The 25,396-nt window shown below is 69.8% G+C and carries 26 protein-coding genes, 1 tRNA gene and 1 riboswitch; of the genes, 9 read left to right on the top strand and 18 right to left on the bottom strand.

Going from position 1 to position 25,396, the window contains the following annotated elements; genetic code table 11:
- Positions 1 to 34 precede the first annotated feature (34 nt).
- The 4 genes from ABIE38_RS01675 to ABIE38_RS01690 all read right to left on the bottom strand — a co-directional run bounded on the left by ABIE38_RS01675 (position 35) and on the right by ABIE38_RS01690 (position 3,255).
- The gene (locus tag ABIE38_RS01675) at positions 35 to 1,090 is read right to left on the bottom strand and encodes an ABC transporter substrate-binding protein (RefSeq protein WP_354053715.1); all 1,056 of its coding nucleotides are present in this window, start codon (positions 1,088 to 1,090) and stop codon (positions 35 to 37) included.
- On the bottom strand, positions 1,087 to 1,866 hold the full coding sequence (locus tag ABIE38_RS01680; protein ID WP_354053716.1) for an ABC transporter permease: 780 nt from the start codon (positions 1,864 to 1,866) through the stop codon (positions 1,087 to 1,089). The genes ABIE38_RS01675 and ABIE38_RS01680 overlap by 4 nt, the downstream gene beginning before the upstream one ends.
- On the bottom strand, positions 1,863 to 2,702 hold the full coding sequence (locus ABIE38_RS01685) for an ABC transporter ATP-binding protein (RefSeq protein WP_502914698.1): 840 nt from the start codon (positions 2,700 to 2,702) through the stop codon (positions 1,863 to 1,865). The genes ABIE38_RS01680 and ABIE38_RS01685 overlap by 4 nt, the downstream gene beginning before the upstream one ends.
- Positions 2,685 to 2,782, bottom strand: a riboswitch (TPP riboswitch). (Overlaps the previous gene by 18 nt.)
- A 400-nt stretch (positions 2,783 to 3,182) precedes the next feature.
- Positions 3,183 to 3,255, bottom strand: a tRNA-Arg gene (locus ABIE38_RS01690).
- Positions 3,256 to 3,362: 107 nt separating this feature from the next.
- Between ABIE38_RS01690 and ABIE38_RS01695 the strand changes: the two genes are divergently transcribed.
- The 8 genes from ABIE38_RS01695 to ABIE38_RS01730 all read left to right on the top strand — a co-directional run bounded on the left by ABIE38_RS01695 (position 3,363) and on the right by ABIE38_RS01730 (position 11,160).
- Positions 3,363 to 5,393: a bifunctional copper resistance protein CopD/cytochrome c oxidase assembly protein gene (locus ABIE38_RS01695; RefSeq protein WP_354053718.1), complete on the top strand. Its 2,031-nt coding sequence runs from the start codon at positions 3,363 to 3,365 to the stop codon at positions 5,391 to 5,393.
- A gap of 168 nt (positions 5,394 to 5,561) precedes the next feature.
- Entirely contained in the window at positions 5,562 to 6,074 is a 513-nt protein-coding gene (locus ABIE38_RS01700; RefSeq protein ID WP_354053719.1) for a single-stranded DNA-binding protein, read from the top strand.
- A 126-nt stretch (positions 6,075 to 6,200) separates the two neighbouring features.
- The gene (ettA, locus tag ABIE38_RS01705) at positions 6,201 to 7,874 is read left to right on the top strand and encodes an energy-dependent translational throttle protein EttA (protein WP_354053720.1); all 1,674 of its coding nucleotides are present in this window, start codon (positions 6,201 to 6,203) and stop codon (positions 7,872 to 7,874) included.
- Between the two features lie 5 nt (positions 7,875 to 7,879).
- Complete coding sequence (locus tag ABIE38_RS01710) at positions 7,880 to 8,329, top strand: acyl-CoA thioesterase (protein ID WP_354053721.1); 450 nt, start codon at positions 7,880 to 7,882, stop codon at positions 8,327 to 8,329.
- Positions 8,326 to 8,787: an acyl-CoA thioesterase gene (locus ABIE38_RS01715; RefSeq protein WP_354053722.1), complete on the top strand. Its 462-nt coding sequence runs from the start codon at positions 8,326 to 8,328 to the stop codon at positions 8,785 to 8,787. Before ABIE38_RS01710 ends, ABIE38_RS01715 begins: the two co-directional genes overlap by 4 nt.
- Positions 8,784 to 9,269, top strand: coding sequence for an acyl-CoA thioesterase (locus ABIE38_RS01720; RefSeq protein WP_354053723.1), 486 nt, complete (start codon positions 8,784 to 8,786; stop codon positions 9,267 to 9,269). Before ABIE38_RS01715 ends, ABIE38_RS01720 begins: the two co-directional genes overlap by 4 nt.
- Positions 9,266 to 9,973 carry a DUF8185 domain-containing protein gene (locus tag ABIE38_RS01725; RefSeq protein ID WP_354053724.1) on the top strand — a complete coding sequence of 236 codons (708 nt, stop codon included), beginning with the start codon at positions 9,266 to 9,268 and terminating at the stop codon, positions 9,971 to 9,973. Before ABIE38_RS01720 ends, ABIE38_RS01725 begins: the two co-directional genes overlap by 4 nt.
- The gene (locus tag ABIE38_RS01730; protein ID WP_354053725.1) at positions 9,970 to 11,160 is read left to right on the top strand and encodes a site-specific DNA-methyltransferase; all 1,191 of its coding nucleotides are present in this window, start codon (positions 9,970 to 9,972) and stop codon (positions 11,158 to 11,160) included. Before ABIE38_RS01725 ends, ABIE38_RS01730 begins: the two co-directional genes overlap by 4 nt.
- Before the next feature lie 19 nt (positions 11,161 to 11,179).
- Here ABIE38_RS01730 and ABIE38_RS01735 read toward each other — a convergent pair whose 3' ends face one another.
- Genes ABIE38_RS01735 through ABIE38_RS01745 form a run of 3 tightly spaced genes read right to left on the bottom strand, consistent with a single transcriptional unit; the run spans position 11,180 to position 13,950 of the window.
- Positions 11,180 to 11,923, bottom strand: coding sequence for an SDR family NAD(P)-dependent oxidoreductase (locus ABIE38_RS01735; RefSeq protein WP_354053726.1), 744 nt, complete (start codon positions 11,921 to 11,923; stop codon positions 11,180 to 11,182).
- Positions 11,924 to 11,938: 15 nt separating this feature from the next.
- The gene (locus ABIE38_RS01740) at positions 11,939 to 13,519 is read right to left on the bottom strand and encodes a glycoside hydrolase family 13 protein (protein ID WP_354053727.1); all 1,581 of its coding nucleotides are present in this window, start codon (positions 13,517 to 13,519) and stop codon (positions 11,939 to 11,941) included.
- A gap of 35 nt (positions 13,520 to 13,554) precedes the next feature.
- The gene (locus ABIE38_RS01745) at positions 13,555 to 13,950 is read right to left on the bottom strand and encodes a globin (RefSeq protein ID WP_354054064.1); all 396 of its coding nucleotides are present in this window, start codon (positions 13,948 to 13,950) and stop codon (positions 13,555 to 13,557) included.
- Positions 13,951 to 14,154: 204 nt separating this feature from the next.
- Here ABIE38_RS01745 and ABIE38_RS01750 point away from each other — a divergent pair, with 204 nt between their 5' ends.
- On the top strand, positions 14,155 to 14,766 hold the full coding sequence (locus ABIE38_RS01750) for an HNH endonuclease (RefSeq protein WP_354053728.1): 612 nt from the start codon (positions 14,155 to 14,157) through the stop codon (positions 14,764 to 14,766).
- 120 nt (positions 14,767 to 14,886) lie between these two features.
- Here ABIE38_RS01750 and ABIE38_RS01755 read toward each other — a convergent pair whose 3' ends face one another.
- From ABIE38_RS01755 to ABIE38_RS01805, 11 genes are all read right to left on the bottom strand, one after another.
- Entirely contained in the window at positions 14,887 to 15,678 is a 792-nt protein-coding gene (locus ABIE38_RS01755; protein WP_354053729.1) for a TSUP family transporter, read from the bottom strand.
- 7 nt (positions 15,679 to 15,685) lie between these two features.
- Positions 15,686 to 16,702 (bottom strand): sulfate/molybdate ABC transporter ATP-binding protein, encoded by a 1,017-nt coding sequence (locus ABIE38_RS01760; protein ID WP_354053730.1) that lies wholly within the window; start codon positions 16,700 to 16,702, stop codon positions 15,686 to 15,688.
- Positions 16,692 to 17,576: a sulfate ABC transporter permease subunit gene (locus ABIE38_RS01765; RefSeq protein WP_354053731.1), complete on the bottom strand. Its 885-nt coding sequence runs from the start codon at positions 17,574 to 17,576 to the stop codon at positions 16,692 to 16,694. The genes ABIE38_RS01760 and ABIE38_RS01765 overlap by 11 nt, the downstream gene beginning before the upstream one ends.
- Positions 17,569 to 18,417, bottom strand: coding sequence for an ABC transporter permease (locus tag ABIE38_RS01770; RefSeq protein WP_354053732.1), 849 nt, complete (start codon positions 18,415 to 18,417; stop codon positions 17,569 to 17,571). Before ABIE38_RS01770 ends, ABIE38_RS01765 begins: the two co-directional genes overlap by 8 nt.
- A 2-nt stretch (positions 18,418 to 18,419) precedes the next feature.
- Positions 18,420 to 19,448, bottom strand: a complete 1,029-nt coding sequence (locus ABIE38_RS01775; protein ID WP_354053733.1) for a sulfate ABC transporter substrate-binding protein — start codon at positions 19,446 to 19,448, stop codon at positions 18,420 to 18,422.
- Between the two features lie 207 nt (positions 19,449 to 19,655).
- A complete protein-coding gene (locus ABIE38_RS01780; protein WP_354053734.1) occupies positions 19,656 to 20,369 on the bottom strand; it encodes a class II aldolase/adducin family protein in 714 nt (237 codons plus the stop codon).
- On the bottom strand, positions 20,366 to 21,571 hold the full coding sequence (locus tag ABIE38_RS01785) for an LLM class flavin-dependent oxidoreductase (RefSeq protein ID WP_354053735.1): 1,206 nt from the start codon (positions 21,569 to 21,571) through the stop codon (positions 20,366 to 20,368). Before ABIE38_RS01785 ends, ABIE38_RS01780 begins: the two co-directional genes overlap by 4 nt.
- Positions 21,568 to 22,656, bottom strand: a complete 1,089-nt coding sequence (locus ABIE38_RS01790) for an LLM class flavin-dependent oxidoreductase (protein WP_354053736.1) — start codon at positions 22,654 to 22,656, stop codon at positions 21,568 to 21,570. Before ABIE38_RS01790 ends, ABIE38_RS01785 begins: the two co-directional genes overlap by 4 nt.
- Complete coding sequence (locus ABIE38_RS01795; RefSeq protein WP_354053737.1) at positions 22,653 to 23,714, bottom strand: substrate-binding domain-containing protein; 1,062 nt, start codon at positions 23,712 to 23,714, stop codon at positions 22,653 to 22,655. Before ABIE38_RS01795 ends, ABIE38_RS01790 begins: the two co-directional genes overlap by 4 nt.
- A 2-nt stretch (positions 23,715 to 23,716) precedes the next feature.
- On the bottom strand, positions 23,717 to 24,583 hold the full coding sequence (locus ABIE38_RS01800; protein WP_354053738.1) for an ABC transporter ATP-binding protein: 867 nt from the start codon (positions 24,581 to 24,583) through the stop codon (positions 23,717 to 23,719).
- A complete protein-coding gene (locus tag ABIE38_RS01805) occupies positions 24,580 to 25,389 on the bottom strand; it encodes an ABC transporter permease (protein ID WP_354054065.1) in 810 nt (269 codons plus the stop codon). The genes ABIE38_RS01800 and ABIE38_RS01805 overlap by 4 nt, the downstream gene beginning before the upstream one ends.
- Positions 25,390 to 25,396: the final 7 nt, after the last annotated feature.

Here is a 25,396-nt window from a genome sequence, read left to right on the forward strand (position 1 = left end):
GCGGAACGAGCGGCCCGCAGCGCCGGTGCTCGCGCTACCTGCCGGCCTGCGGAAGGTAGTCGTTGGTCGTGGCGCCGGCGCCGTCGACCTCGGTCTCCAGCAGTCCGTTCTGGTACATCCACGTCGCGTAGGCCGCCCAGTCTTGAGCCGACTGCCGCCCGAACCCGTCCTCGGGAAGCAACGCGAGGGTGGCGTCGATCATCAGCTCCAGCACGTCCGGATCGTAGGAGCCCTCGGTCTCGGGGGTGAGGGCGTCGATGGCGGCCTGGCGGTCGTCCAGAGCCGTGGCCTGACCGGCCGCCGTCCCGGCGAGGAAGCCCCGCACGCGCTCGGCGTAGTCGGCGTCGTCGGCGAGGCGACTCGGGTTGGCGATGATCACCAGCTCCGCGTAGTCCGGCACACCGAGCTCCGTGGCCGGCATCACCACGAAGTCGCCCTGAGCGGTGAGCTCGACCCCCTCGATGTTGCGGAAGGCCCCGAAGATCGCGTCCACCTGGTCGGTCAGGAGCGCCTGGTTGAGGCTCTGCTGGACGTTGGGGGTGGAAATCGAGTCCGGATCGATCCCGGCCTCCCGGGCGATGAAGTCGAGGGTCGGCTGCTGGGAGGCCAGACCCGACAACCCCACCGTCTTGCCCTCCAGGTCGGCTGCGGTGGTGATCCCGGACTCCGTCCTGGCGATCAGGGAGGTCAACGACGTCGGCATGAGGGCGGCGACGGAGACCACGTCGAGGCCCTGCTCCGCGGCGATGAGGGTGTCGGGCTCATACGAGATTGCCAGGTCGGCGCGCCCGAGGGACACCTCCCGAGCGGCGTCGGCCGTGTTGGCGGGCGTCATGAACGACACGTCCACGCCGGCGTGGTCGTAGGCGCCGGTGTACTGCGCGGTGTACAGCGCCACATGATCGGGGTTGGGGCTCCAGTCGAGCAGCACACTGACCGGTGCGGCGGCGGTCCCGTCCGGCTCGGCGTCGTCCGAGGCTGCCTGACAGCCGGTCAGAGTCACCGCGGCAGCGGCCGCGACCGCGAGCATGCGGACCCCGGGTCGCGTGCGGGCCCGGCTTCGGATCGTCCTGGGTCGTGTGGTCGTCATGATGGGTTCCTTTCCCCGGTGGGAGTGTTCCACGGGCAGATGAGGCGTTCGAGGATGGTCACGCTGGCCAGCAGGACGCTGGACATGATCGTCAGCACGACCACCTGGGCAAAGACGAAATCGGTCTGGAGCCGGGGGATCGCCTGGAGCATGAGGTAGCCCAGGCCGTTGGTCGAGCCCGTGTACTCGGCGAAGACCGCGGCGACCGGGGCGAAGGTGACCGAGACGCGCAGTCCGGCGAAACCGCGTGGTGCGGCGTAGGGCAGACGCACCCGCCAGAAGAGCGACCACCTGGTGGCGTGCAGGCTCCGCAACGTGTCGATCAGCCTGGCGTCGACCGTGCGGACCCCGGAGAGGAGGTTGAGCGCGACCGGGAAGAAACACAGCAGGGCGACGACGATGACCTTCGGTGCCATCCCGTAGCCGAGGGAGATCGTCAGCAGCGGGCCGATCACGATGACCGGGATGGCCTGGGAGGCGACCAGCAAGGGGGTCATGGCCTGCCCGACGGTGGGCACGAACGCGCTGATGATCACCACCACCACCGCGACGACCACCCCGAGGACCACCCCGATGAGGGTCTCGGTGGCGGTGAGCAAGGTGGCGGAACCGAGCCGGTCGGGCCAGGTACTCACGAGCGACTCGAGCACGGCCCGGGGCGCGGGGATGACGTAATCCGGTACCAGCTCCAGCGTGGTCACCGTGGTCCAGGCGGCGAGCACCAGCAGGACCGTGACGCAGGCGGGAGCGGCGGACCGCAGGAACCGCGCGGTCATCGGGCGGTTCCGCCGTCGGTCAGGTGCGACTCCCGGGCCAGGGCCTGGAGCACTTCCCGGCGGGCTGCGGCGAACGCCTCGTCGCCGAGGAGGACCTCGCGGGGGCGGTCGTCACTGAACCATCCCGGCCAGGTGGAGACCACACGCGCCGGGGCATCGGCCTCGTGCCGCGCCAGCAGGACCACGCGTTCGGCGAGGAGCAGGGCCTCATCGACGTCGTGGGTGACCATGACGAGCGTGGCCGAGGTCCCGGTGAGGGTCTCGCGCAGCCACTGTTGGACGTCGGCGCGGGTGATCGCGTCGAGCGCCCCGAGCGGCTCGTCGGCCAGCAGCACCGACTTGCGTGCGAGCAGTGCACGCGCGAGTGCTGCGCGCTGGCGCATCCCCGCGCTGAGCGCTGCGGGACGGGCCCCGGACCAGACGCCCAGACCTAGGCGGTCCAGCAGGCGCTGGGCCTCGGCACGGGCCACACGCCGGTTGACGCGTTGATTCCGGAGGCTGATCGCGACGTTGTCGAGCAGGGTCAACCAGGGCAACAGGCTGTCGCCCTGGGGCATCAACGCGCAGGACTCCAGGCGTCGTGCGGGCTGGGCTTCGTCGAGAACGTGGGCGGACCCGGTTGTCGGTTCGACGAGGCCGGCGATCAGCGACAGGAGCGTCGACTTGCCGCATCCGCTGCGCCCGACGACCGCGATGTGCTCGCCCACCGGAACGGAGAGGTTGAGGTCCGCGAGAACCGCCCGCCGCGCGCCCGGATAGGTGTGTCCCAGATCCCGGAGCGCCACCGCCGCGGTTCCCGGGTGACTCACCACAGCGTGCACCAGCGCATGTGACATCCCTCCGCTCGTGTGAACGAGTTCAGGTTCAGCGGGTGTGATCTCAGCCCCGTTCGGTAGGGGCACCCCGTGTCATCGGCGCCGATTCTGAGAATCGGCCCGAAGAAGAAAGGTATCACCGGCGAAATCCGTGATGCGAGGCCCGTCCGTTATAGGAGCGACTGTCGGGGAGTAGCCACCCGCAGCAGGTGGGTGGCGGCCGGCAAGAGCCCTGCCACTACCCCGCCTTCCAGCGACAAGGGCCGCACACGATGTGCCCACTCGTCGAGTGGTCACACCTGTACGGTTGCGCAGAAACTCACCTGGGAAAACGTGATCAGAAGTGACCGCGCGGCGGGTCGTGACCCGGGGCCGACGACGATGCGGGCGCGGCTACCGGCTGACGGTCGCCGTACCTGACACATGCCGACTGACGATCGCCGTCCCGGGCACATGCCGATCGCCGTACAGAAAACATGGCCTGAACAGCGGCAACACAGGCGCCCCCGAGAGGATTCGAACCCCTGACCAGCCGGGTAGAAACCGGATGCTCTATCCACTGAGCTACGGAGGCCTGCGACGCTCGCGTCCGGCGTCGCCGGAAGAATGGTAGCCGATCCGGGGGTGTGCGCAGCAGCCGCGAATCGGCCCGGGGGCGATCGGGTTCCTACGATGGTGGTCATGACGTCGTCGAAGTCGGCAACCGCCACCGCCGGACCGCTCAGGACCCGCAGCGTGGTATCCGTCGTGATCCTGCTCGCGGTGGTGGCCGCCGCGGTGGTGACCCCGCTCTCGGGAATGTCCACCGAGGTGGCGCTGGCGCTGGTGGGAGTCCCGGACCCGGGCGTCCTCACCACGGCCGGGCTCCCGGCAGTCCGCGCGATGGGCGAGCTGCTCGCTGCGGTGGCGGTGGGAACGGCCCTGTTCGCGGCGTTCTTCACCCCTCCCCAGAAGGACAAGACCCTCGACGTGGACGGATACCGCTCGCAGCGGATCTCCTCGTGGGCCAACATCGCCTGGGCGGTGGCCGCGGCGCTGCTCATCCCGCTGACCCTCTCGGACGTTTCCGGCCGAACCCTCTGGGAGTCGTTGCCGCCGGATCAGTGGATCGTGGCGATCAACCAGATCGACGTGGCCTCGTCCTGGCGGTGGGCGGCGGTGATCGCACTGGTGGCCGGGATCGGGCAGCGGCTCACCCTGAGCTGGCGCTGGTCGGTGATCTGGCTCGGCGTCACGGTTCTCTCGCTGCTGCCGGTCGCGGCCACGGGCCACGCCTCCGGCAGCACGGCACACGACATCGCGACCAACTCGCTGATCATCCACCTGTTCGCCGCGGCGTTCTACGTGGGTGGGTTGGTCGCGGTGCTCGCCCACACCATGCGGGGCGGCTCCCGCGTGGCACTGGCGCTGCGCCGCTACTCCGTGGTGGCCACCATCGCGATCATCGCGCTCGGGTTCTCCGGCATCATCAACGCACTCGTGCGACTGCATCCCGCCGACCTGTTCTCCTCGACGTACGGGCTGCTGGTGCTGGCCAAGGCGCTGCTGCTGGTCCTGCTCGCGATGTTCGGGTTGGCGATGCGCCGGCGGATCATCGCCAGGATCGAGTCCAGATCGGCCAACGCCCCCGTCGACCGCGGAACCCTGCTGCGGATCGGGCTGGTCGAGGCCGTGGTGATGGCGGGCACCATCGGGCTCTCGGTCTCGCTCGGCCGTACCCCGCCGCCGGCGCCGCTCTACGTCCCCACCCGCCAGGAGGCGCTGCTGGGCTTCGAGCTCCCCGGCCCGTTCTCGTTCGGCACCGTGCTCGGGCTGTGGCGCTTCGACCTGGTGCTGGGCCTGGCCGCGGTCATCCTGCTGGGCCTGTACGTGTGGGGACTGCTCACTCTGCGCCGTCGCGGGGACTCGTGGCCTGCGGGCCGGACTGTTGCCTGGGTACTCGGCTGTGTCCTGCTGTTCCTCACCACCAGCTCCGGTATGGGGATGTACATGATGGCCGACTTCGCCAGCCACATGGTCGGGCACATGCTCATCTCGATGCTCGTGCCGGTGCTCCTCGCGCTCGGCGGGCCGCTGACCCTGGCGTTGCGAGCGCTCCCGGCGGCGGGGCGTGGCAACCCGCCCGGGCCGCGCGAGTGGATCGTCGAGTTCATCAACAACCCGCTCTCGCGCTTCCTCACCCACCCGATCGTCGCGTCGGTGCAGTTCGTGGCGGGTTTCTACATCATCTACTTCGGCGGGTTCTACGAGGCCCTGGCCTCCGAGCACCTCGGCCACATGTTCATGAACGTGCACTTCCTCATCAGCGGCTACCTGTTCTACTGGGTGATCATCGGGGTCGACGCGGCGCCGCGGCACTTCTCGCCGCTCTACAAGCTCATGGTGCTGCTCAGCTCGCTGCCGTTCCACGCCTTCTTCGGCATCATGCTGATGAACTACAAGACGGTGCTCGCCGAGAACTGGTACGGCGGGATCGGGCTGCCCTGGATCCCGGACCTGCTGCAGAGCCAGCAGGTCGGCGGCGGCGTCGCGTGGGCGGCGGGAGAGATCCCGCTGTTCATCGTCATGTTGGCCCTGGCGTGGCAGTGGTACCAGAGCGACATGCGGGACGCGCGGCGCGGCGAGCGGCAGGCCGATCGCGACGACGACGCCGAGCTCAGGGCCTATAACGAGATGCTCGGCGAGATGTCCCGCGCCGACCGCCGGGCCTGAGAGTCGCCCAGCCCGTCGTCGTAGGGCTCCTCGCTCCACACCCCTCCCGCCACTCCACAGTGCGGGGACCGCGAGCGGTGCGACCGGGATACGACGACGACGAGGTGGGGCACGCTCTGGAGCACGAGGCCGACGCACGGTCGGTCCGAGTGTGACAGGAGCGAGACCATGAACGAGACCCACACCACCGTCCGCGGAACCGTGATCACCGACCCCACCACCCGCCGCGTCGGAGAGGACTCGGTGTTCTCCTTCCGGGTGGCCAGCAACACCCGCTACCAGGACCGCGACACCGGGGAGTGGAAGACCGGCGGCACCCTGTACTTCTCGGCCAACTGCTGGGGCAGGCTGGCGCAGCGGGCGTCCGGGAGGCTGGTCAAGGGCGACGGCGTGATCGTCCAGGGTCGACTTCTCACCAACGAGTACGAGAAGGACGGCAGGATCCAGCGCGACCTGGAGATGCGGGTCACCGCCCTGGGCCCGGATCTGTCGCGGATGGACGTGACCATGCGCAGGGCCCAGCCGGAGGGGGCCGGCAGCTCGCCCGACGGGGAGGGGGCGGGGCAATCGCAGGGTACGGGCGGCGTGGAGGACGTCATGGAGATCGGCTCCCGGGACGCCGACGACGCGCCGGAAGAGCAGGGCGCCGACAGCGCGTTCGCGGAGGCGGTCCGGGTCTGAACCGGCAGGGCCGCGGGCAGCCCTCCGCCGTGCTCACCGAGGCCGCGGGTGGGCACGTAACATGGGGGTCGTGCCCGCGGCCTGGCCGCGGCGATGTGAACTATTTGCGCAGGTGAGAGGGCAGAAGTGGCCGAGTTTATTTACACGATGAAGAAGGTTCGCAAGGCGCACGGGGACAAGGTGATCCTCGACGACGTGACCATGTCCTTCTATCCCGGTGCGAAGATCGGCGTCGTGGGGCCCAACGGCGCGGGTAAGTCCTCGATCCTCAAGATCATGGCCGGCCTCGACCAGCCCTCCAACGGTGAGGCGTTCCTCGACCCCGAGGCCAGCGTCGGCATCCTCATGCAGGAGCCCGTGCTCGACGAGACCAAGACGGTCAAGGAGAACGTCGAGGACGGCCTCGGCGAGACCATGGTGCAGATCCGCCGGTACAACGCGGTGGCCGAGGAGATGGCCACCGACTACACCGACGAGCTCATGGAGGAGATGGGGCGGCTCCAGGAGCAGCTCGACGCGGTGGACGCGTGGGACGTGGACTCCCAGATCGAGCAGGCCATGGACGCGCTGCGCTGTCCGCCGGGCGACTCGCCAGTCACCCACCTGTCCGGTGGCGAGATGCGTCGCGTCGCGCTGTGCAAGCTGCTGCTGAGCAAGCCCGACCTGCTCCTGCTCGACGAGCCCACCAACCACCTCGACGCCGAGTCGGTGCTGTGGTTGGAGCAGCACCTGGCCGCCTACCCGGGCGCCGTCCTGGCCGTCACACACGATCGCTACTTCCTCGATCACGTGGCGCAGTGGATCTGTGAGGTCGACCGCGGCAAGCTGCACCCCTACGAGGGCAACTACTCCACCTACCTGGAGAAGAAGGCCGAGCGTCTGGAGGTCCAGGGCAAGAAGGACCAGAAGCTGCAGAAGCGCCTCAAGGCCGAGCTCGAGTGGGTCCGCTCCGGCGCCAAGGCCCGCCAGTCCAAGTCCAAGGCGCGACTGGCCAAGTACGAGGAGATGGCGGCCGAGGCCGAGAAGCACCGCAAGCTGGACTTCGAGGAGATCCAGATCCCCACCCCGCCGCGGCTGGGCAACGTGGTGGTCGAGACGGACAAACTGCAGAAGGGCTTCGACGACCGGGTCCTCATCAAGGACCTGTCGTTCACCCTGCCGCGCAACGGCATCGTCGGTGTGATCGGCCCCAACGGTGTGGGTAAGACCACCCTGTTCAAGACGATCGTGGGACTCGAGGAGCCGGACGCGGGTTCCGTGCGGGTCGGCGACACGGTCAAGCTGAGCTACGTGGACCAGTCCCGCGCGAACATCGACCCCGAGAAGTCGGTGTGGGAGGTCGTCTCCGAGGGCAACGACTTCATCGAGGTCGGCCAGAACGAGATGCCGTCGCGCGCGTACGTCAGCGCTTTCGGCTTCAAGGGCCCGGATCAGCAGAAGAAGGCCGGCGTGCTGTCCGGCGGTGAGCGCAACCGCCTGAACCTCGCGCTGACCCTGAAGGTCGGCGGCAACCTGATCCTGCTGGACGAGCCGACCAACGACCTCGACACCGAGACCCTGGGCAGCCTCGAGAACGCCCTCGAGGACTTCCCCGGCTGCGCCGTGGTGATCTCGCACGACCGGTGGTTCCTCGACCGCACCTGTACCCACATCCTCGCGTGGGAGGGCAATGTCGCCGAGGGGCAGTGGTACTGGTTCGAGGGCAACTTCGAGGGCTACGAGCAGAACAAGGTCGAGCGTCTGGGCCCCGACGCCGCCCGCCCGCACCGGGTCACCCACCGCAAGCTGACGCGGGACTGACGCGGATGGGATCGCACGCCGCGCCCGACACGCAGACCCGCGGTGCCGTCCACCGGGTCCACATCCCCCTGCGCATCGCGGACTTCGTGGGGCAGCACGTCAACAACGTGCGGTTCCAGGAGTTCTCCCAGGACGCCAGACTGATGTGGTTCCGGGACAGGTTCGATGTCCCCGGATCTCGGGTGCCGATCTCGCTGGCGCGATGGATGGAGATCGACTTCCGCCGTGTCATCGGGTACGGCGCCACGAGCGTGTGGGTGGACGTCGAGGTCCTCCGGGTCGGCCGTACCTCCTTCACGATGAGGACCTCGATCGGTTCGGATTCCACGGGCCCGGAGCCGTGCGCTGTCGTCGACACCGTGTTGGTGGTGACGGCGCCGGACGAGACCACGACACTCGAGATCAGTCCCGAGGAGCGCGCGGCGCTGCTCGGTGAGCGCGAGGAGGCGAGATGAGTCCCGGTGAGCAGACCCCGGACCGGGGGACGTTCCGCTGCACCCTGCAGGTGCGGTGGGCGGACTTCGACCAGTTCGGGCACGTCAACAACGTCAAGTACATCGAGTACGCGCAGGAGGCGCGGATCCTGTTCGTCCGCAGCCGGTTCGGGCCGTTCGGGCTCGGCAACCTGCCGCAGGTCGTGCGCCGGGTGGAGATCGACCACCTCCGCCCGGTGCTGCGGGACTCGACGTCGGTGGACGTGGAGATCGAGGTGGAGCACGTGGGGACCACCTCGTACCAGATCAGGCAGACGATCTTCGACGCCGCGGGCGAGGTCTGCTGCGCGCTGCGCGTGGTGATGGTCGCCTACGACGCCTCCACCTCTACGGCCGTGGAGATCCCCACCGGGGTGCGTCACGTCCTGGAGGCCGCGCACCAGCGCGTCGCGATCACCGACGAGGGACCCGCGGAGTGACCGAGCAGCTCGTCTACGAGGCCGGGGGGCCGCTCGGTGCCTCGGGTGAGCCGGGACGACGGGTGTTCACCGCGGCGATGCCCGTCCGCTGGTCGGATCAGGACCTCTACCACCACGTCAACCACGCGCGGATGATCACGCTGATCGAGGAGGCCCGGATCCCCTGGCTCTTCGAGGAGGGCATCCCCACCGCCACCCTCACCGCCGGCGCCGTGATGACCGAGCTCGCCGTGAAGTACCGCGGCCAGGTCACCCGCGCCGACGGACCGATCAGGGTGCGTATGTGGTGCGAGAAGGTCGGCGCCGCCATGTTCGTGGCCCGTCACGAGGTCCGTGGGCGCGCCACCCCCGACTCGGCGCCCGCGGCTGTCGACTGCACGGCCACCATCGCGGCGTTCGACCTCGCCACCCAGCGGCCGCGCCGGTTCACGCGGGCCGAGCGGGAGCACCTGATGGAGTTCCGCCACGGGGCCCCGGCGTGACGCTGCCGGGCGCCGGCGGGGCGCAGGGGACCGGCGGCACCGCCGGCGCCATGATCGCGGTGCCCGACCCCGCCGACCGGGATGACCTGCGGACCCTCCTGCGCCGGCTTCTCCGGCTCGACGAGGCGGCGGTGGTCCGACTGACCAGTGGCGACGACGGCAGGATGCGGGTGTGGTCCCGGACGCCGTTCGGCGCCCTGGTGGTCCGCGCAGTCGGTGGACGCTGCCCGGGTGGCGACGTGGTGTGCGGAGCCGACCACCTGCTCACCGAGCTCGACCTGCTGCCGCGCGGCGACACCGCCGGTCTCGTCGACCCCGGGATGCCCCTCACCTCCTCCTGGCAGGGGCTGCTCCCGCCCACCGACGGGTTCCAGATGCTCGAGGCGATACCGGCGCAGGTCCTGCTGGACCTGACCGAGTCCGGTCGCGGCGCAGCCCGCGAGAACGCCGGGCCGGCCGGGCTGCCGCCCTCGCTGCTGGACCAGGAGGTGCTCACCGTGCGCGCGGACACCGACAGCCCCGTGGGCGTGGACATGCGGACCGTCTTCTCCATGGTGATGTGCGGGTTCGTGCCCGAGCGGGCAGGGCGCGCCCCGGAGGGTGAACCGGTCCGGGTGAGTGAGCGCGGCGCGTGGCTCCGGGTCGACGCCCGATACGGCACGGCGTTCCGCCGGACCGACTCGCTCACTCTCGAGCCGCGATGACGCCACCGGGATTCTCGGTCTCCTGGCCCGGGAGGGGCGAGCCCGAGGTCCCGGGAGAGCACGGTCCGGCGCCGGAGGTCGCGACGGTCGACCGGGATGCCGGCGGACGGGTGACCGGCGCCGTCCTGGGCGGCGACGGGGCGCGGATCCCCGAGATCGGTGACGTCCTGGACGAGTTCGGCCTCGGGACCTCGGGCGCGACCCAGCTGGTGTACCTCGACCCGCCCTACAACCGTGGCGGCCGCTTCGACGGCTACCACGACAACATGCCGCGCCACCGGTGGCTGGGGTACATCGAGCACCGACTGGTGGTGGCGCGCGGGCTCCTCGCCGACACCGGCACCGTCTGGGTGCACCTGGACGACGCGGAGGCCCACCGCGTCCGGTGCGTGCTCGACGAGGTGTTCGGCCCGGATGCCTTCATCGCCGACCTCACCGTGGAGAGCAACCCCAAGGGGCGTCAGCTCGACCGGTTCTTCGCCGGATCCCACGACCGGCTGATGGTCTACGCGCGGGATCCCGCGCGCGTCCGGCTGGCCGGGGGGGTCGCCTCCGCGGTCGACCCCTCCGACTTCCCGCACACCGCCGAGGACGGGGTCAACTACCGTCTGCTGCCGCTGCGCAACACCAACAAGCGGTTCAACCCGCGCACCACGCCCACCATGACCTACCCGCTCTACGGCGACCCGGACACCGGTGCGGTCTCCGTGGACCCGGGGCCCGGGCTCACCGAGATCCTCCCGGTGTTCGGCGACCTCAGTCCGGCCGTGTGGCGCTGGTCGCGCGATCGCGCGCAGGAGCGGAGCGACGAGTTGGTCTGTCGGATGGTGCGGGGTCGGACCGGGCCGCGGGTCGATGTGTACCAACGCGACCGGCACGAGGTGGGCCGGATCAAGAAGCTCAAGTCCATCTGGCTGGCCCAGGAGGTCGGGTCCACCGACACCGCCCGCGCGGAACTGCGCAGCGCGGGGGTCGACGGTTTCCGCACGCCAAAGCCGGAGTCGCTGATGCGGCGGATCGTGGAACTGGCGACCGAGGCGGACGACCTGGTGGTGGACCTGTTCGCCGGCTCCGGGACCACCGCCGTGGCGGCCCGCGACCTGGGCCGCCGCTGGGTGGTGGTGGAACGCAACCCGGAGACGGTCCGCGACGTGATCCTGCCGCGGTTGCGCGTCAGCGGAGCGTGACCCCGACCGGAGCCCAGTGCTACCGGAGCTTGACGCTGCCGCCGTCCGCCATGAGAGTCTGCCCCGTCATGTAGCGGGCGTCCTCGCTGGCGAGGAACACCGCGACGCGGCCGATGTCCGCCTCGGGGTCGCCGAACCTGCGCATCGGGGTCCCGGACAGCAGGTGCTTCTCGATACCGGGGTTGGCCTCGAGGTACGCCTCGACCCCTTCGGTCAGGGCCAGCGGCGAGATCACGTTGACGTTGATGCCGTCCCGGGCCCACTCGTTGGCCGCCACCCGGGAGATGGCGCGGATGGCCTCCTTGGCCGCCGCGTACGAGGCCTGGGTGGGGCTTCCCTCGATGCCGGCGCCCGAGGCGAAGTTGATCACCGAGCCACCCCCGGTGGCCAGGTGTGGGTGCGCGGCCTGCATCAGCCAGAAGGTGGGGTAGAACCCCGTGTCGAAGGACAGGTCCAGCATCTCCCGGGTGGTCTCCAGCAGTGTCGCCTGGCGTGACGCGTGGGCGTTGTTGACCAGGACGTCGAGCCGTCCGAAGTGTTCGACAGCCGTCTCGACGATGACGCGGGCGTTGTCCTCGACCGAGATGTCCGCCGCGAGGTAGCGGACGCTATCACCCAGTTCGTCGGCCAGGGCACCGCCGGCCGCGTCGTTGATGTCGACCGCAAGGACGCGGGCTCCCTCCTTGACGAACGCCCGGACGATGCCCCTGCCGATCCCGCCGGCGCCGCCGGTGACAATCGCCGTCTTCTCCGCCAACCTCATGGTTAATCCCCGTTCTTAGTGTGGCCGTAACCATACTGCGGTGTCCGGCGGGAGGATCTCGCCGGTGGGGGATTCCGGGTTGGGTGGTCCTGGGGAGAGGGGTCCGGAGGAGAGCAGCACCTCGCCCCGGGGCAGGGGCACCGACCGGTCTGACGTATTGAGCGCGCACACCACGCCGTCGTTGCGCCGGAACGCCAGGCAGCCGGACGGCGCCCCGTACCACTCGACGGACGCGGTGCACGGGCCCCGCCACGAGCGCCGGGTCTCGATGGCGGCCCGGTACAACGACAGGGTGGAGGCCGGGTCCTCGATCTGGGCCTCCACTGTCAGGTGGTCCCAGTTGCCCGGCATCGGGAGCCAGGTGTGATCGGTGGTCGAGAAGCCGTACGGCGGCGTGGAGCCCTCCCACGGGATCGGGACGCGGCAGTGGTCGCGACCCATCTCCGCGTGGCCGCTGCGTTCCCAGGTGGGGTCGGTCAGCCGGTCGTGGGGGATCGAGAAGTCGCTCGGCAGACCCAGCTCGGACCCCTCGTAGAGGAACGTGATCCCCGGTAGGGCCAGCTCGACCAGCAGCATCGCCCGGGCCCGCGCGGTGCCGACGGCGCCGTTTCCGTATCGGGTCACCTCTCGTACGACGTCGTGGTTGGACAACGCCCAGGTCGGGGCAGAGTCGGCGATGCGTGAGGCCTCGAGCGTGGCGTCGATCGCCTCGCGCACGGCGCCGGCCTCGAAGGGGGCGCCGGTGAGCGGGAAGTGGAACGCGAAGTGCAGCTCGTCGGGGCGGAGGTATCGGGCGAACCGGTCGGCCGGGCCCACCCACACCTCGCCGAAGGTCGCCGCGCCCGGGTACTCGTCGACGACCGCGCGGATCCGCCGGTGGACGTCGTGGACGCCGGGCCGGTCCCACCGTGCGTCGCGCTCGTCGACGACGAGTTGGGCGATCTCCACATCGTCCGGCAGGTCGGCCAGGTCGTCCGGTTTGGCCAGTCCGTGCGCCACGTCGATCCGGAACCCGTCGACCCCCAGGTCGAGCCAGAAGTGCAGGGTCTCCTCTAGGTCGTCGCCCACGTCGGGGTGCGACCAGTCGAGGTCCGGCTGCTCCGGGGCGAAGAGGTGCAGGTACCACTGCCCGGGTGTGCCGTCCGGCTCGGTGACGCGGGTCCAGGCGGGCCCGCCGAACACCGAGGGCCAGTTGTTGGGCGGCTGGGAGCCGTCCTCTCCGAGGCCGTCGCGGAAGAAGTAGCGTTCGCGCTCGGGGCTGCCGGGACCCGCCGACAGGGCGGCGGCGAACCACGGGTGCTCGACGCTCGAGTGATTGGGCACCAGGTCCATGATCAGGACCATCCGCGCGGCGTGAAGCGCCTCCACCAGTCGGCGCAGCGTCTCGACGTCTCCGAACAACGGATCCACGTCCCGAGGATCCGAGACGTCGTAGCCGTGGTCGGCGCCGGGGGAGCGCATGATGGGGGACAGCCACACCCCGTCCACGCCCAGCAGTTCCAGGTAGCCGACGCGGTCGATCACACCCTGCAGATCACCGGTGCCGTCGCCGTCGGAGTCGGCGAAGGAGCGCGGGTAGATCTGGTAGAGAACCATGTCCTCCCACGGCCGAGTCGCATGGGCCGGGGAGGTCACACGTCCTCCGGGGTGTTGACCATCATCGCGGCGGCCCGCGTGAGGTACTCGACCATCGCCGCCCTGTGCTCGTCGTCCATGGTCGCGCGGTCGATCGTGTCCACGGCGGCGAGCATGTGCGTGAGCCAGGCGTCGTGGGCGGCGCGGTCCACGCGGAAGGGGTTGTGGCGCATCCGGAGCCGGGGGTGGCCGCGCTGCTCCGAGTAGGTGGTGGGGCCGCCCCAGTACTGCTCGAGGAACATCCGCATGCGCTCCTCGGCCGGACCCAGGTCGTCCTCCGGGTACAGCGGCCGCAGCACCGGGTCGACCTCGACCCGCCGGTAGAACTCGTGGACCAGCTTCCGGAAGGTCTCCGCGCCGCCGATCTCGTCATAGAAGGTAGTGCTGCTCATGCCCCCCATCATGCCCTCGGGATCCGCCAGGGGGTCCGACCCCACCACCCGTCGGCAACGGCCGGAGAACACTGCGGACAACCGGTACGCGGTGATCGCGCGCGAAGTGTTCATCGAGGGTGCATCATCGTTGCAGGCGAGGTTCACTACGGGCCCGGTTGACAGTGTTGCACTGGGCTCGGAGCAGACGAGCGGAGACCGACTATGGGCACAGCCGTGCGCGAGAATTCGGAGTACCGACAACCGGGGTCGCGTCCCCCTGTTCGACTCGAGCGTGTCCCGGACCCGCACGTCCCGCTGGCCTCCGCGCCCCGGGTTCTCCTGCTCAACGCCGGCTACGAGGCCCTCACCGCCCTCCCCGCCCGCCGCGCCGTGGTGATGCTGCTCGGGGGCAAGGCGGTGGTGGTCCACGATCACCCGAACGAGATCCTGGTGCGGTCGGTCGACACGGCCGTTCGCGTGCCCTCGGTGATCATGCTCCGCGAGTACGTGCGGATCCCGTACCGGGCGCAGGTGCCCATGACGCGGGCCGCCCTGATGCACCGCGACTCTCACCGGTGCGGGTACTGCAATGCCCGCGCGACCACGGTCGATCACGTGATCCCGCGCAGCCGCGGGGGCCAACACGTGTGGGAGAACTGTGTGGCTTCCTGCGCGCCGTGCAATCACCGGAAGGCCGACAAGCTCCTGTCCGAGCTGGGGTGGGAACTGCGTGTGCCGTTGGTGGCGCCGAGGGGCCGGACGTGGCGGCTCGTCTCTCAGCTCCGGGAGATCGGCCCGTACTGGGAGGACTACCTGTACCTCGACGCCGCCTGACCCGGATCGGGGCTGACGCTGGACTGCCAGTGACTCACGTGATCTCGCGGCTGCTGACTGTCGACCCGCGCCAGCCGGTCCCGGCACCCGCGGACCCGTGGCATCTGCGGATGGGGGAGTTCACACGAGGAGCTGCACGAGGTAGAGGGTGGAGACGACGAGGGCGGCCACACCGAGGCCCGCCCGGAGTCCGCGCTCCGGGATCCGCGGCTGCAGCACCACCCCCAGATATCCGCCGATCAACCCGCCCAATCCGCAGGCGAGGCCGATTCCCCACGCCGGTGAGACCGGGTCGGTCGAGAACCGTGCCAGCACGGTGAACGCGATCGCGCCGACCACTGAGGTGATCCACGTGGTGGCCAACGCAGCGGGTGCGACGAGGCCCACGGTCAGTCCCCCGGCGACCAGCAGGGGAGAGAGGAGTGACCCCCCTCCGATGCCGTAGACGCCGCCGACTACGCCAACCACGAACGCGGCCGTGCGCTGGTGACTGCTTATCCACGCCGGGAGCCGGCCGGGATTGCTCGTAACGCCGCCCGGTCGACGAGGACGCAACAGGGAGTAGCTGATCGGTGCCAGCAGAGCTACGGCCAGGAGCCGCACGACGTCCTCGCCGGGTGCCAGGAACACCCGGACACCAGCACCGAGCAGCACCCCCGGGACGGTGCCGGTGAGCAGGCGCACCGTCAAGCCGGCCGAGCCGGTGAAGGCTCTGCGGCGGTGGAACTTCCACAGCGCGCCGGGGGCGGAGACGATGTTGTAGAGCAGGTTGGTGGGCGTCACCTGCGGACTGGAGACCGACAGTAGCTGGAGCTGGACCGGCAGCAGGAAAACCGCGCCGGAGATGCCCACCGGGGTGGTCAGGGTCGCGATCACCAGGCCTGCGGCAAAGGCGACCAGCAGTTCGGTCACGTAGCCGTCAGCCCCGCACGTTCACGACATCCCGCTCCGGCGCTGCCCCCGATGCTGATTCCCGAAGCACGTCGGCACCCGGGTGAGCGCGCACCCACACCCGGTCCCCGTGCCCGATCCCGGTCGCTGTGGCCTCGGTGCGGGTCAGCTGGCCGTGGACCCGCTCCGCGCCGGGAGCGTCGTCGAGTTCCACCTCGTAGCGGATCTCGAACCCGACCCGCTTCCATCGGACGACCCGCCCGGGGAGGCCGCCGGACTCCGGGCCGCTCGAGACCAGCACGTCGTGCGGGCGCAGAAGCACACCTCCGAGCCTGGTGACAGGGCCCAGGAAACCAAAGACGAACTCATTGGCCGGGTGGTCGTACAGCTGTTCCGGAGTGCCGATCTGCTCGACCCGGCCATGGTTGATCACGACGATGGTGTCGGCCACCTCCAGGGCCTCCTCCTGGTCGTGGGTGACGAACACCGAGGTCACGTGGACCTCGTCGTGCAGCCGGCGCAGCCAGTCGCGCAACTCCTTGCGGACCTTGGCGTCCAGGGCCCCGAACGGTTCGTCGAGCAGCAGGACGCTGGGCTCGATCGCGAGTGCGCGGGCCAGCGCCATTCTCTGCCGCTGCCCGCCGGAGAGCTGGGCCGGGAGCCGGTCGCCGAACTGGGCGAGCTGGACCAACTGCAGCAGTTCATCGATGCGCCGCCGGATCTCCGGCTTGGGCACCTTGCGGATCTCCAGACCGAAGGCCACGTTCCTGGCCACCGTCAGGTGCTTGAAGGCGGCGTAGTGCTGGAAGACAAAGCCGACGTTCCGCTTCTGCGCCGGCACGTTCGTGGTGTCGCGGCCGTCGATCTCGACGGTGCCGGAGTCCGCACTCTCGAGACCGCCGAGGATCTGCAGCAGCGTGGTCTTGCCCGACCCGGACGGTCCGAGCAGTGCGGTGAGCCCGCCGGAGGGCACGGAGAGGGTGACGTCGTCGAGTGCGACGAAGTCACCGTACCGCTTGCTGACGCCTGAGATCTCAATCCCCACGGGGGTCCTCTTTCGGTCGAAGAATCATGACGATCACCAGTGCGGCCACGGCGATGAGCGCGAGCAGGAAGCCGATGGCGTACGAGCTCCCCGTATCGAATCCCTGGTGGAGCCGCTGCACGGCGATCGTCGCCGTCTCGGTGCGGTTGACGATGCCGCCGGAGACGATCAGCACGGCGCCGAACTCCCCGATCGCCCTGGCGAAGGTGAGCACCACGCCGTACGCGACCGCCCACTTGATGGCCGGCAGGGTGATCCGCCACAGGACTTGCCGCCCCGAGGCTCCCAGGCTGCGGGCGGCGGTCTCCTGGTCGTCGCCGATCTCCTGGAGCACGGGAACCACGGCGCGCAGGACGAGCGGCAGGGAGACAAAGGTGACGGCCAGGACGATGCCGGTGTAGGAGAAGATCACGGAAATGCCGATCTCTGCGAGCGGCCGGCCGAGCCACCCGTGCGCGGGACCATAGGCCAACAGCAGTGCGAGGCCCACGATAATCGGTGAGACGGAGACCGGTAGGTCCATGAATGAGCTGAGGAGTCGCTTGCCGGGGAACTCGTGGCGCACCAGAAGGATCCCCAGGGTGATGCCGAACACCGTGTTGAGTGCCACCGCCCACAGCGAACTGGAGAGGGTGATGAGCAGGGCGTTCTGCACGGACGGGTTCTGCAGAGCGGAGACAAGGTGGTTGGAGCCGTCGAAGAATGTCCGCTGGACGATCATCAGCAGCGGCCAGCCGATGAGTAGGAACAGGTAGGTGATGACGACGACGAGGCGGACACCCGCCCACGGAGGCACCGACCGGCGCCGTCGAACAGGCACGGTCGCCGGGTCGTCGATATCCGGGGGCCGGGTTGACGGAGTTTGCTCAACCATGGCGCGCCACCCTCCGTGAGATGAGTTCGAGGGTCGCGATGGCCAGTAGTGCCACCGCGAGCAGGACCACGGCGACAGTGGCGGCCGCGGCCACGTTGTCAATCTCGATGTAGCTCTGGATGCGGATCGGGGCGCCTTCGGAGATGTTGGGCCGGTTGCCGGTGAACAGCACCAGCGCGCCGAACTCTCCTACTCCCCGGGCGAAGGACAGGGTGGCTCCGGCGGCGATGGCCGGTGTGAGGGTGGGCAGGACTATCCGCCGGAACGTGACCGCCCGCGACGCGCCGAGGGACCGGGCGGCCTGCTCCACCTGCGGGTCGAGCTCGAGGAGGACGGGTTCCACGGTGCGCACCACGAACGGCAGGGTCACGAACAGCACCGCCAGGAAGACCGAGTACGGGGTCCCCGCGATGGTTAGCCCCATCGGGCTGTTCGGCCCGTAGAGGCTCAGCAGCACCAACCCGGCGACCAGCGAGGGCAGGGCGAAGGGGATGTCGATCACCAGCTCGATCACACGCTTGCCCGGGAACCTGTCGCGGACCAGAACCCAGGCGATCAGCGTGCCGATCACGATGTTGACCACCGTCGCCGCGAGCGCCGAGAGCAGGGTGAGCCTGATGGCGTTGGCGGTCTGGACATTGGTCAAGGTGGCCCAGAAGGTCTGCCAACCACCCTCGGCCGAGGAGATCACCACCAGGGCCAGGGGGATGAGCACCAGCAGACTGAACCACAGCACCGCCACTCCCAGGGCGACGCCGGCCGGCCGGGTGAGGGTGGTGCGCGACGTGCGCCGCCGACGCCGGGTGGCCGGCGTCGACGGCGGTGAGATGACAGTGGCCATCGTCAGTTCAGGCCGGAATTCTGGATGATCTGGGTGATGACTCCGTCGTCGTCGAAGTACTTGTCGACGACCGCCTTCCATCCGCCGAAGTCGCCGTCGACCGTGTAGAGCTCGGCGACCTCCGGGAACGGATCCGTGGGATCGGTAGCGCCGTCGACCTCTCCGATCTCCACCTGATCCGCGAGGTGGCTCAAGGGGCGGAAGCCGTACTGCGCGTAGATCGCCTGACCCTCGGGGCTCAGGGCGTAGTCCAGGAACTCCTGCGCGGTCTCCGGGGCGGAGGTGGTCACGGCCGCGGGGTTCTCGATGAGCAGGTTGCGGTCCGGGACGATGTACTCGAACTCCTGTCCCTGCTGCTTGCCGAGGATCGCTTCGTTCTCGTAGGAGATCAGGACGTCTCCGGTGCCGTCGAGGAACGCCGTGGTGGCATCGCGCCCCGATCCGGGGAACGCGGCGACGTTGCCGATGACGGACTCGAGGAACTCGGCGGCCTCCTCCTCCGTACCGCCCTTCTGCAACACCGAGGCCCACGCCGCGAGGATGTTCCACCGTGCGGCGCCCGAGGAACCGGGATTGGGCGTGACGATCTCGACGCCGTCACGGGCCAGGTCCTCCCAGTCGGTGATGTTCTCGGGGTTGCCCTCGCGCACCACCAGCACCACGACGGAGTCGGTGAGGAATCCGTTGTTGGGGCCGGAGTTCCAGCCCTGGTCGACCAGTCCTGCGTCGACGAGCCGGGTGACATCCGGTTCCACGGAGAAATGGACGACATCGGCCGGCTGGCCGTTGGCCACGGCTCGCGACTGGTCGCCGGACGCGCCGTAGGAGGTGAGCCAGGAGACACCTTCACCGGCCGGAGTCTCGGCGAACGCCTCCTGTACCGCCGCGTTGCCCTCCGCGGGCACTGCGAAGCCGACGATCGACAGCTCGTCCCCGGACGCCGTACCCCCACATCCGGCGACGAGGGCGGCGGTCAGCCCTGTGCCCAGAATGCTGGTCCCCAGCCTCGAGATGGTCCGTCTGTTGATCATGTTGTGTCCACTTTCGCCATGTCTGTCGGTCGGCATCAGAGGCTCAAGGTAATGACAGGGTGCGTGAACACAGAACTGTTTCGTTCAGGGTGAACCAAACCACCGGACGGTCGGGCAGGTCCGGCTAGCGGTCCGACGGGGCCGCCACGGCCGCCACCGCCGCCCGGTGAAGACGGGCGGCGGTGGCGGCTGCAGAACGGGGCCGTCCTACTGCGAGACCAGGCCCCGGTGACGCGCCTCCTCCAGCAGTCCGGTCCGGGACCACTGCTCGACGAGGTTCGTCTCGTCGAACTCCTGCGAACCGCCGAGAGTCTCACCGATGGCCTGGTAGTTGGCCCCCTCCTCCAGCAACACGACGAACTTGGCGAGGGCGATCAGCCCGGAGCGACCGATCACGTGGGAGCCACCGTTCGCCTCGAAGATCGCCACCAGATCCGGGTCGATCTGCAGCTTCTCGAGAATGAAGTCGCCCGCGTTCACCGACCGGTCCAGGTGCGGGTAGACCTGTCGGGAGAGGGTCAGGCGCTGGGAGGCCGCGTAGCGGATGGGCAGGGGCTGGTGGGTCTGCGCCCAGCCGCCGAGCCAGGGGGAGTGCACGTGCACCGCGGAGGTGATCTCGGGGCGCTCTCGGAAGACCCGGCCGAAGGTCGGGACGAACGCGGCGTGGCCGCGGCCGGAGAGGACATGACCGTCGAAGGTCGCGATGACCGGTTCGATGACTGTCTCGGTGGACCAGGGCCCCGGGGGGTTGAGCTGGACGGCGAGGTCCTCGCCGGGCACGCGCTCGACAAAGTTCACGGTGCCGCTGCCGCGCACGGTGCCGGTCTCGTGGAACACGCGGTAGGCGGTCTCGGCATCGCGGGCCGAGGCGGCGGCGAACTCGAGGACTTCGGTGGAGAGCTGGGGTTCGACAGTGGTCATGACGGGATCCTTTCGGTGGTGGTGGTGAGGTTGTCGGTGAGTCCGGCAAGCGTGCGAGGTGAGTCGGGCGGGGTGAGGCGGTGCCGGCCGAGCAGAGGCAGGACCTCCTCGCCCACGCGGTAGGCCTCCTCGAGGTGGGGGTTGCCGGCGAGGATGAAGGCATCGACGCCCAGGGCCACGAGCTCATCCAGTCGCTCGGCGACCTGCTCGTAGCTGCCGACCAGCCCGAACGCCGGCCCGCCCCGGATGAGGTTGAAACCGGCCCACACGTTGGGTTGGACCTCGAGGTCCCGGTAGCCGTTGATGGTCTCCGGAACCCAGCCGGCGATGCGGGCGGCGCCCACCGAGTCACCTCGGGCGGCGGAGCGCGCAGCCTCGCGGTCGACAAAGGCCCAGCCCTTTTCGACCTCCGCCCAGGCGGCCTCCTCGGTGTGGCGGGCGACGATGTCGATTCGCACCGCGAACCGGGGTCGTCGACCGATCCGTTCCGAGTGGGCCCTGACGCTGTCGAATTTGGCGGTGAGATCGGCAAAAGGCTCCAGCCACGAGAGGTAGTAGTCGCTGTGCCGGCCCGCCGCATCCACCGCCGCGCCGGAGGACCCGGAGAAGAACAGTTCCGGGAACGCCTGGCCGGCGAGGCCGGGCGGGAGCGCGGCGCCGCGGGTGCGGTAGAAGCGGCCGTCGTAGTCGAAGGGCTCGCCGTTCCAGACGCCCTTGAGGACGTCGAGGAACTCGCTTGTTCGGGCGTATCGGTCGTCGTGGTCGACTTTGTCGCCCCACCACAGTTGGGCGGGACCGCCGCCTCCGCTGATGACGTTGTAGAGCAACCGGCCACCGGTGGCTCGCTGCATGCTCGCTGTCATCCGCGCGGCCTGGACCGGATGCAGGAAGCCCGGCTGGAAGGCGACCATGAACCGATATGTGCTGGTCTCGCGGGCGAGGGCCGCCGCTGTGGCCCAGGGGTCGTCTGTGACGGGGAACGACGGGAGCAGGCCGCCGAGGAACCCGGCCGACTCACTGGCCTTTACCACCGCTGCCACGTGATCGATGTAGCTGTAGGAGTCCAGTCGACCCTGTCGGATGGTGGGTGCGATGTTGCCGGCCGCGTACCCGCCGGCGTTACCGCGGTTGTAGCGGCGCGGGGTCCGGAGCGACGCGTGGTCTCCCTCCATGCCGATCCGCCAGTAGAAATCGATCGTCATGCGCTGGTCTCCTCGGCGGTGAGCGTGCGTCCGGCCGGGTCGGCGAGGTGCAGCCAGTGCTCCCCGCCCCGATGGAGCTCGTCGATGTGGGGATGCCCGGTTACCACGAAGTAGTCGATCCCGTTGTGCGACCACTCGGCGAATCGCCGGGCCACCCGGTCGTACGAGCCGACGAGGCCGCGAGCGGTCGGGTAGCCGAAGGCGTCGAAGCCGGACCACTCGTCCGGGCGGGCGTCGGGGTCCGGACCCGCGGCGGGGGCGTCCGGGTGGACCTGGTGGAGTAGCCGGTCGATTCGGGACCAGGCCTCGTCGTCGGTCTCCCGTGCGACCACCGGCAACTCCAGGCCCAGCCGCACGGTCCGGCCGTGGTCGGCGGCTCGGCGCTGTACTTCGGCACCGAGCGCCGGGTCATCGTCGAGGGTGAGCAGGTGGATGTCGGCGTGCGCCGAAGACAGCTCCAGTGCCGCCTCCGAGGACCCGGAGAGCAGGACCCGGGAGAATGGGCGGCCCGAGAGGATTCCGCGGAAGCCGCCGTCCAGGACGTGGAAGTACTCACCGGAGTGGGTGGCACCGGTGCCGCGGAAGCCCGCGCCGGGCACCGGGTCGTTGTTCCACACGCCGCGGGCGACGGTGAGGAATTCGTCTGCGCGCCGGTAGCGCTCCTCTCCGGTGAGGTCGTCGCCGAGTGCCCGGGCCTGGTCGGGGTCAACGTCCACGTGGATCCGCCAGTCGAGCCGCCCGGAGGAGATGGTCTGGAGGGTGGCGGACATCTTGGCCGCGTAGACCGGGGTGCCGAAGGTCGGGGTGAACTCCACTACGCCACGGACGTAGCGGGTGGCGCGCAGTGCGGAGGCGGTGACCACCCAGGACTCTTCTCCGAGCGGATCGTGCGGGGCGAGGACCCCGTCCCACCCGGTGAGTTCGGCGGCGTCGATCACCTGATCGAGGTTGTCGAACGGGCTGATTCGCCGGATGTCTGTGGCGATGGTGGGGGCGGGATCGCCGAAGCCGCCGCGGGTGCGCTCGGCGGCCCGAGCGCTGCGCCCGTCTCCACGGGAGGGCAACCGCCAGACGAACTCGCTCATGCGCCTACTCCCGCCGTATGGGCGGTCCGGCGTGCGGTGGCGGTGGCGACGGCACGCTCGAGAGGTGCCGGGTCGGCCCAGGCCGCGACGTCGACGCGGCCGGCGAGGAACCCATGGGTGTAGAGGAACTGCTCCTGCACTGCGAGCAGGTCGAGCCGTTCGGCGTCCAGGGTGGGGGCCAGGCCTGCGTGGAATGTCTCGCCGTAGGCGTCCATCACCCCGGGGCCCTCGGCGAAGGTCTCGCGGGCGAGCAGCCCGCGGACGCCCTCGAGGTCGGTGGCCGCCCATGCTGCGGCGTCGAGGCTGCGGACGAGGAAGTCCTCCACGACCTCGGGGTGATCGGCCAGGAGTTGTTCATGGACGGTGATCGGGCGGGGTGTGCCGTTGTTGACCCGGCCATACGGGGTGGTTGTGGTGTCGAGGTCCACTGCGATCCGCAGCCCGTGCTCGCGGGCGGTGTCGCGGCCGCGGGCACCCTTGACATAGATGGCGTCCACCTCCCCGGCCAGGAGTTCGGCGACCCCGGCGGTGGTGATGGATCGCCCCGGGTCGGATCTGTCGTGATCGGCGCTGTCGCGGACCTCGGGGGCGCGCTCCACATCCACCTCGACGACTACGACCTCGGCCAGCGTGAGCCCGGCGAGGGCAAGCGTCGCGGAGAAGCCGTGCAGAGCCATGGCCCGCGGGAAGCTCCGGGCTCCGTCGGCGGCCCACGCGGGGATGGCGATGCGGCGACCGGCCAGGTCGGCGGCGGAGGTGATGTCGGAGGCTGGGGCCACGAGGATCTGTTGGGCCTCGTCGACCCAGGTCAGTCCTATGAGACGGGTGGGGGCGCCGGCCGCGCGGGCGGCCAGGGCGGGGACATTACCGCCCTCGCGGATCAGCCCGGGAAGCTGGTGGTCGAAGTGATGCAGGGCGGTCGCGGGGTCCGTGTCCTGGAGGATCCTGAAGTCCAGGCCCGCGCTGGAAGCGACGTGGGCGAGCGTGCCGAGTCCGTGGGCGATGCCGCTCGCCGTGGGCACCGGGCAGCGGGTGTACCAGAGAGTATCGATTGTCATGATCAGGTCCTGTCGGTGGAGAGACGTCCCACGCCGAGGCGGGCGAGGAACTGTGTGCGGTAGGTGAGAGCGACCGGGTCGCTACGGTCGCGGGGGCGGGCCAGGTCGATGTCGACGTCGAGTGCGATCCGCCCGTTGTCGAGGACGAGCACCCGGTCGGCCAGCCGGACAGCTTCGTCGACGTCATGGGTCACCATGAGCACGGCGGGGCTGTGGGTGGCCACGAGATCACCCACGAGGTCCTGCATCTGGAGCCGTGTGAGCGCGTCCAGCGCGGCGAAGGGTTCGTCGAGCAGGAGTAGGTCCGGCTCCCTGACCAGGGCTCGGGCCAGGGCGACGCGCTGTGCCTCGCCGCCGGAGAGTGTGGCGGGCCACTGGCCGGCGCGGTCGGCCAAGCCCACCTCCCCGAGTGCCCGCAGCGCGGCCGCTCGGGTGGAGGCCGACCGGCGCTGACCGAGGGTGACGTTTCCGAGCACCTTCTTGGACGGGATGAGCCGCGGCTCCTGATAGACGGTGGTCCGGGCGCGGGGGACGCGGATCTCGCCGGAGTCGGGGCCCTCGAGCCCGTCGAGCAGGCGGAGCAGGGTCGTCTTCCCGGTGCCGCTGGGGCCCAGCAGCACCACGAACTCCCCGCTGTGGATGTCGAGGTCGATGTCCTGCAGTACGACCTTGGCGCCGAAACTCTTGTTCAGGCTCCGCAGAGAGACGGCGACGGGGCGGCCTCGCCGCCGTTCCTGCGCGGTGTTCGCGGTGGGGGTGCGGTCGCGGAGCGGCGGTAGCTCTGTGCCGCTGCCCGAATCGACGCTGCCCGAATCGACGCTGCTTGAATCGACGCTGTTCGCGTCGGTGCCGACCGGGGTGACGCTCATCGGTTCGCCACCTGTCCCCGCCACGGCATGGCGGTCTTCTCGATGACCCGGACGACCGCGTCGAACGCCAGGCCCAGCAGGGCGTACAGGGCCACACAGAGGACCATGTAGTCGGTCCGGTTGTACTCCTGCGCCATGGTGGCGAGGTAGCCGATGCCCTCCCGGGTGCCGATCTGCTCGGCGGCGATGAGGCCGGTGATGCTGATGGAGAGGCAGATCCGCAGTGCCATGAGGATGCTCGGCAGCGCCGAGGGGAGGATGGCGCCGAAGATCAGCGCCGGTCCGGTGAGCCCGTAGCTGCGGGCGGCCTCGACCATCTTGCGGTCGACGTTGCGCACGCCCAGGTAGGTGTACGCGTACATCGGGCTCACGGTCGCCACTGCGATGAGGACGATCTTGAAGCCCTCGTCGATCCCGAACCACGCGATGAACAGCGGCACCAGGGCCAGGAACGGGATCGCCCGGTTGATCTGCATGGTGGCGTCGATGAGTTCCTCACCCAGGGCGTACAACCCGGCCAGGGCGCCGCACACCAGCCCGATCAGGACACCCAGGGTGACGCCGACCGCGGCGCGCTGGAAGGACGCGGCGGCGAAGGCGGCGAGCTCACCGGACTGGGTGAGCTCCACCCCGGCGGTCCACACCGAGGGAGGACCGGCCAGGATCTCTGGCGGGATGAGCCCGGCGGCCGAGCCGATCCACCACGCGGCGACGATCGCGGCCGGTACGGAGATCCGGAGGGTGAGCGAGAGCCACCACGGGCGGGGCGAGCTCGTCCGCACTTTGGGGGTCTCGACGGGGACCACGGATCGA

It is taken from the genome of Dietzia sp. 2505, assembly GCF_040546785.1.
GTDB lineage: Bacteria > Actinomycetota > Actinomycetes > Mycobacteriales > Mycobacteriaceae > Dietzia.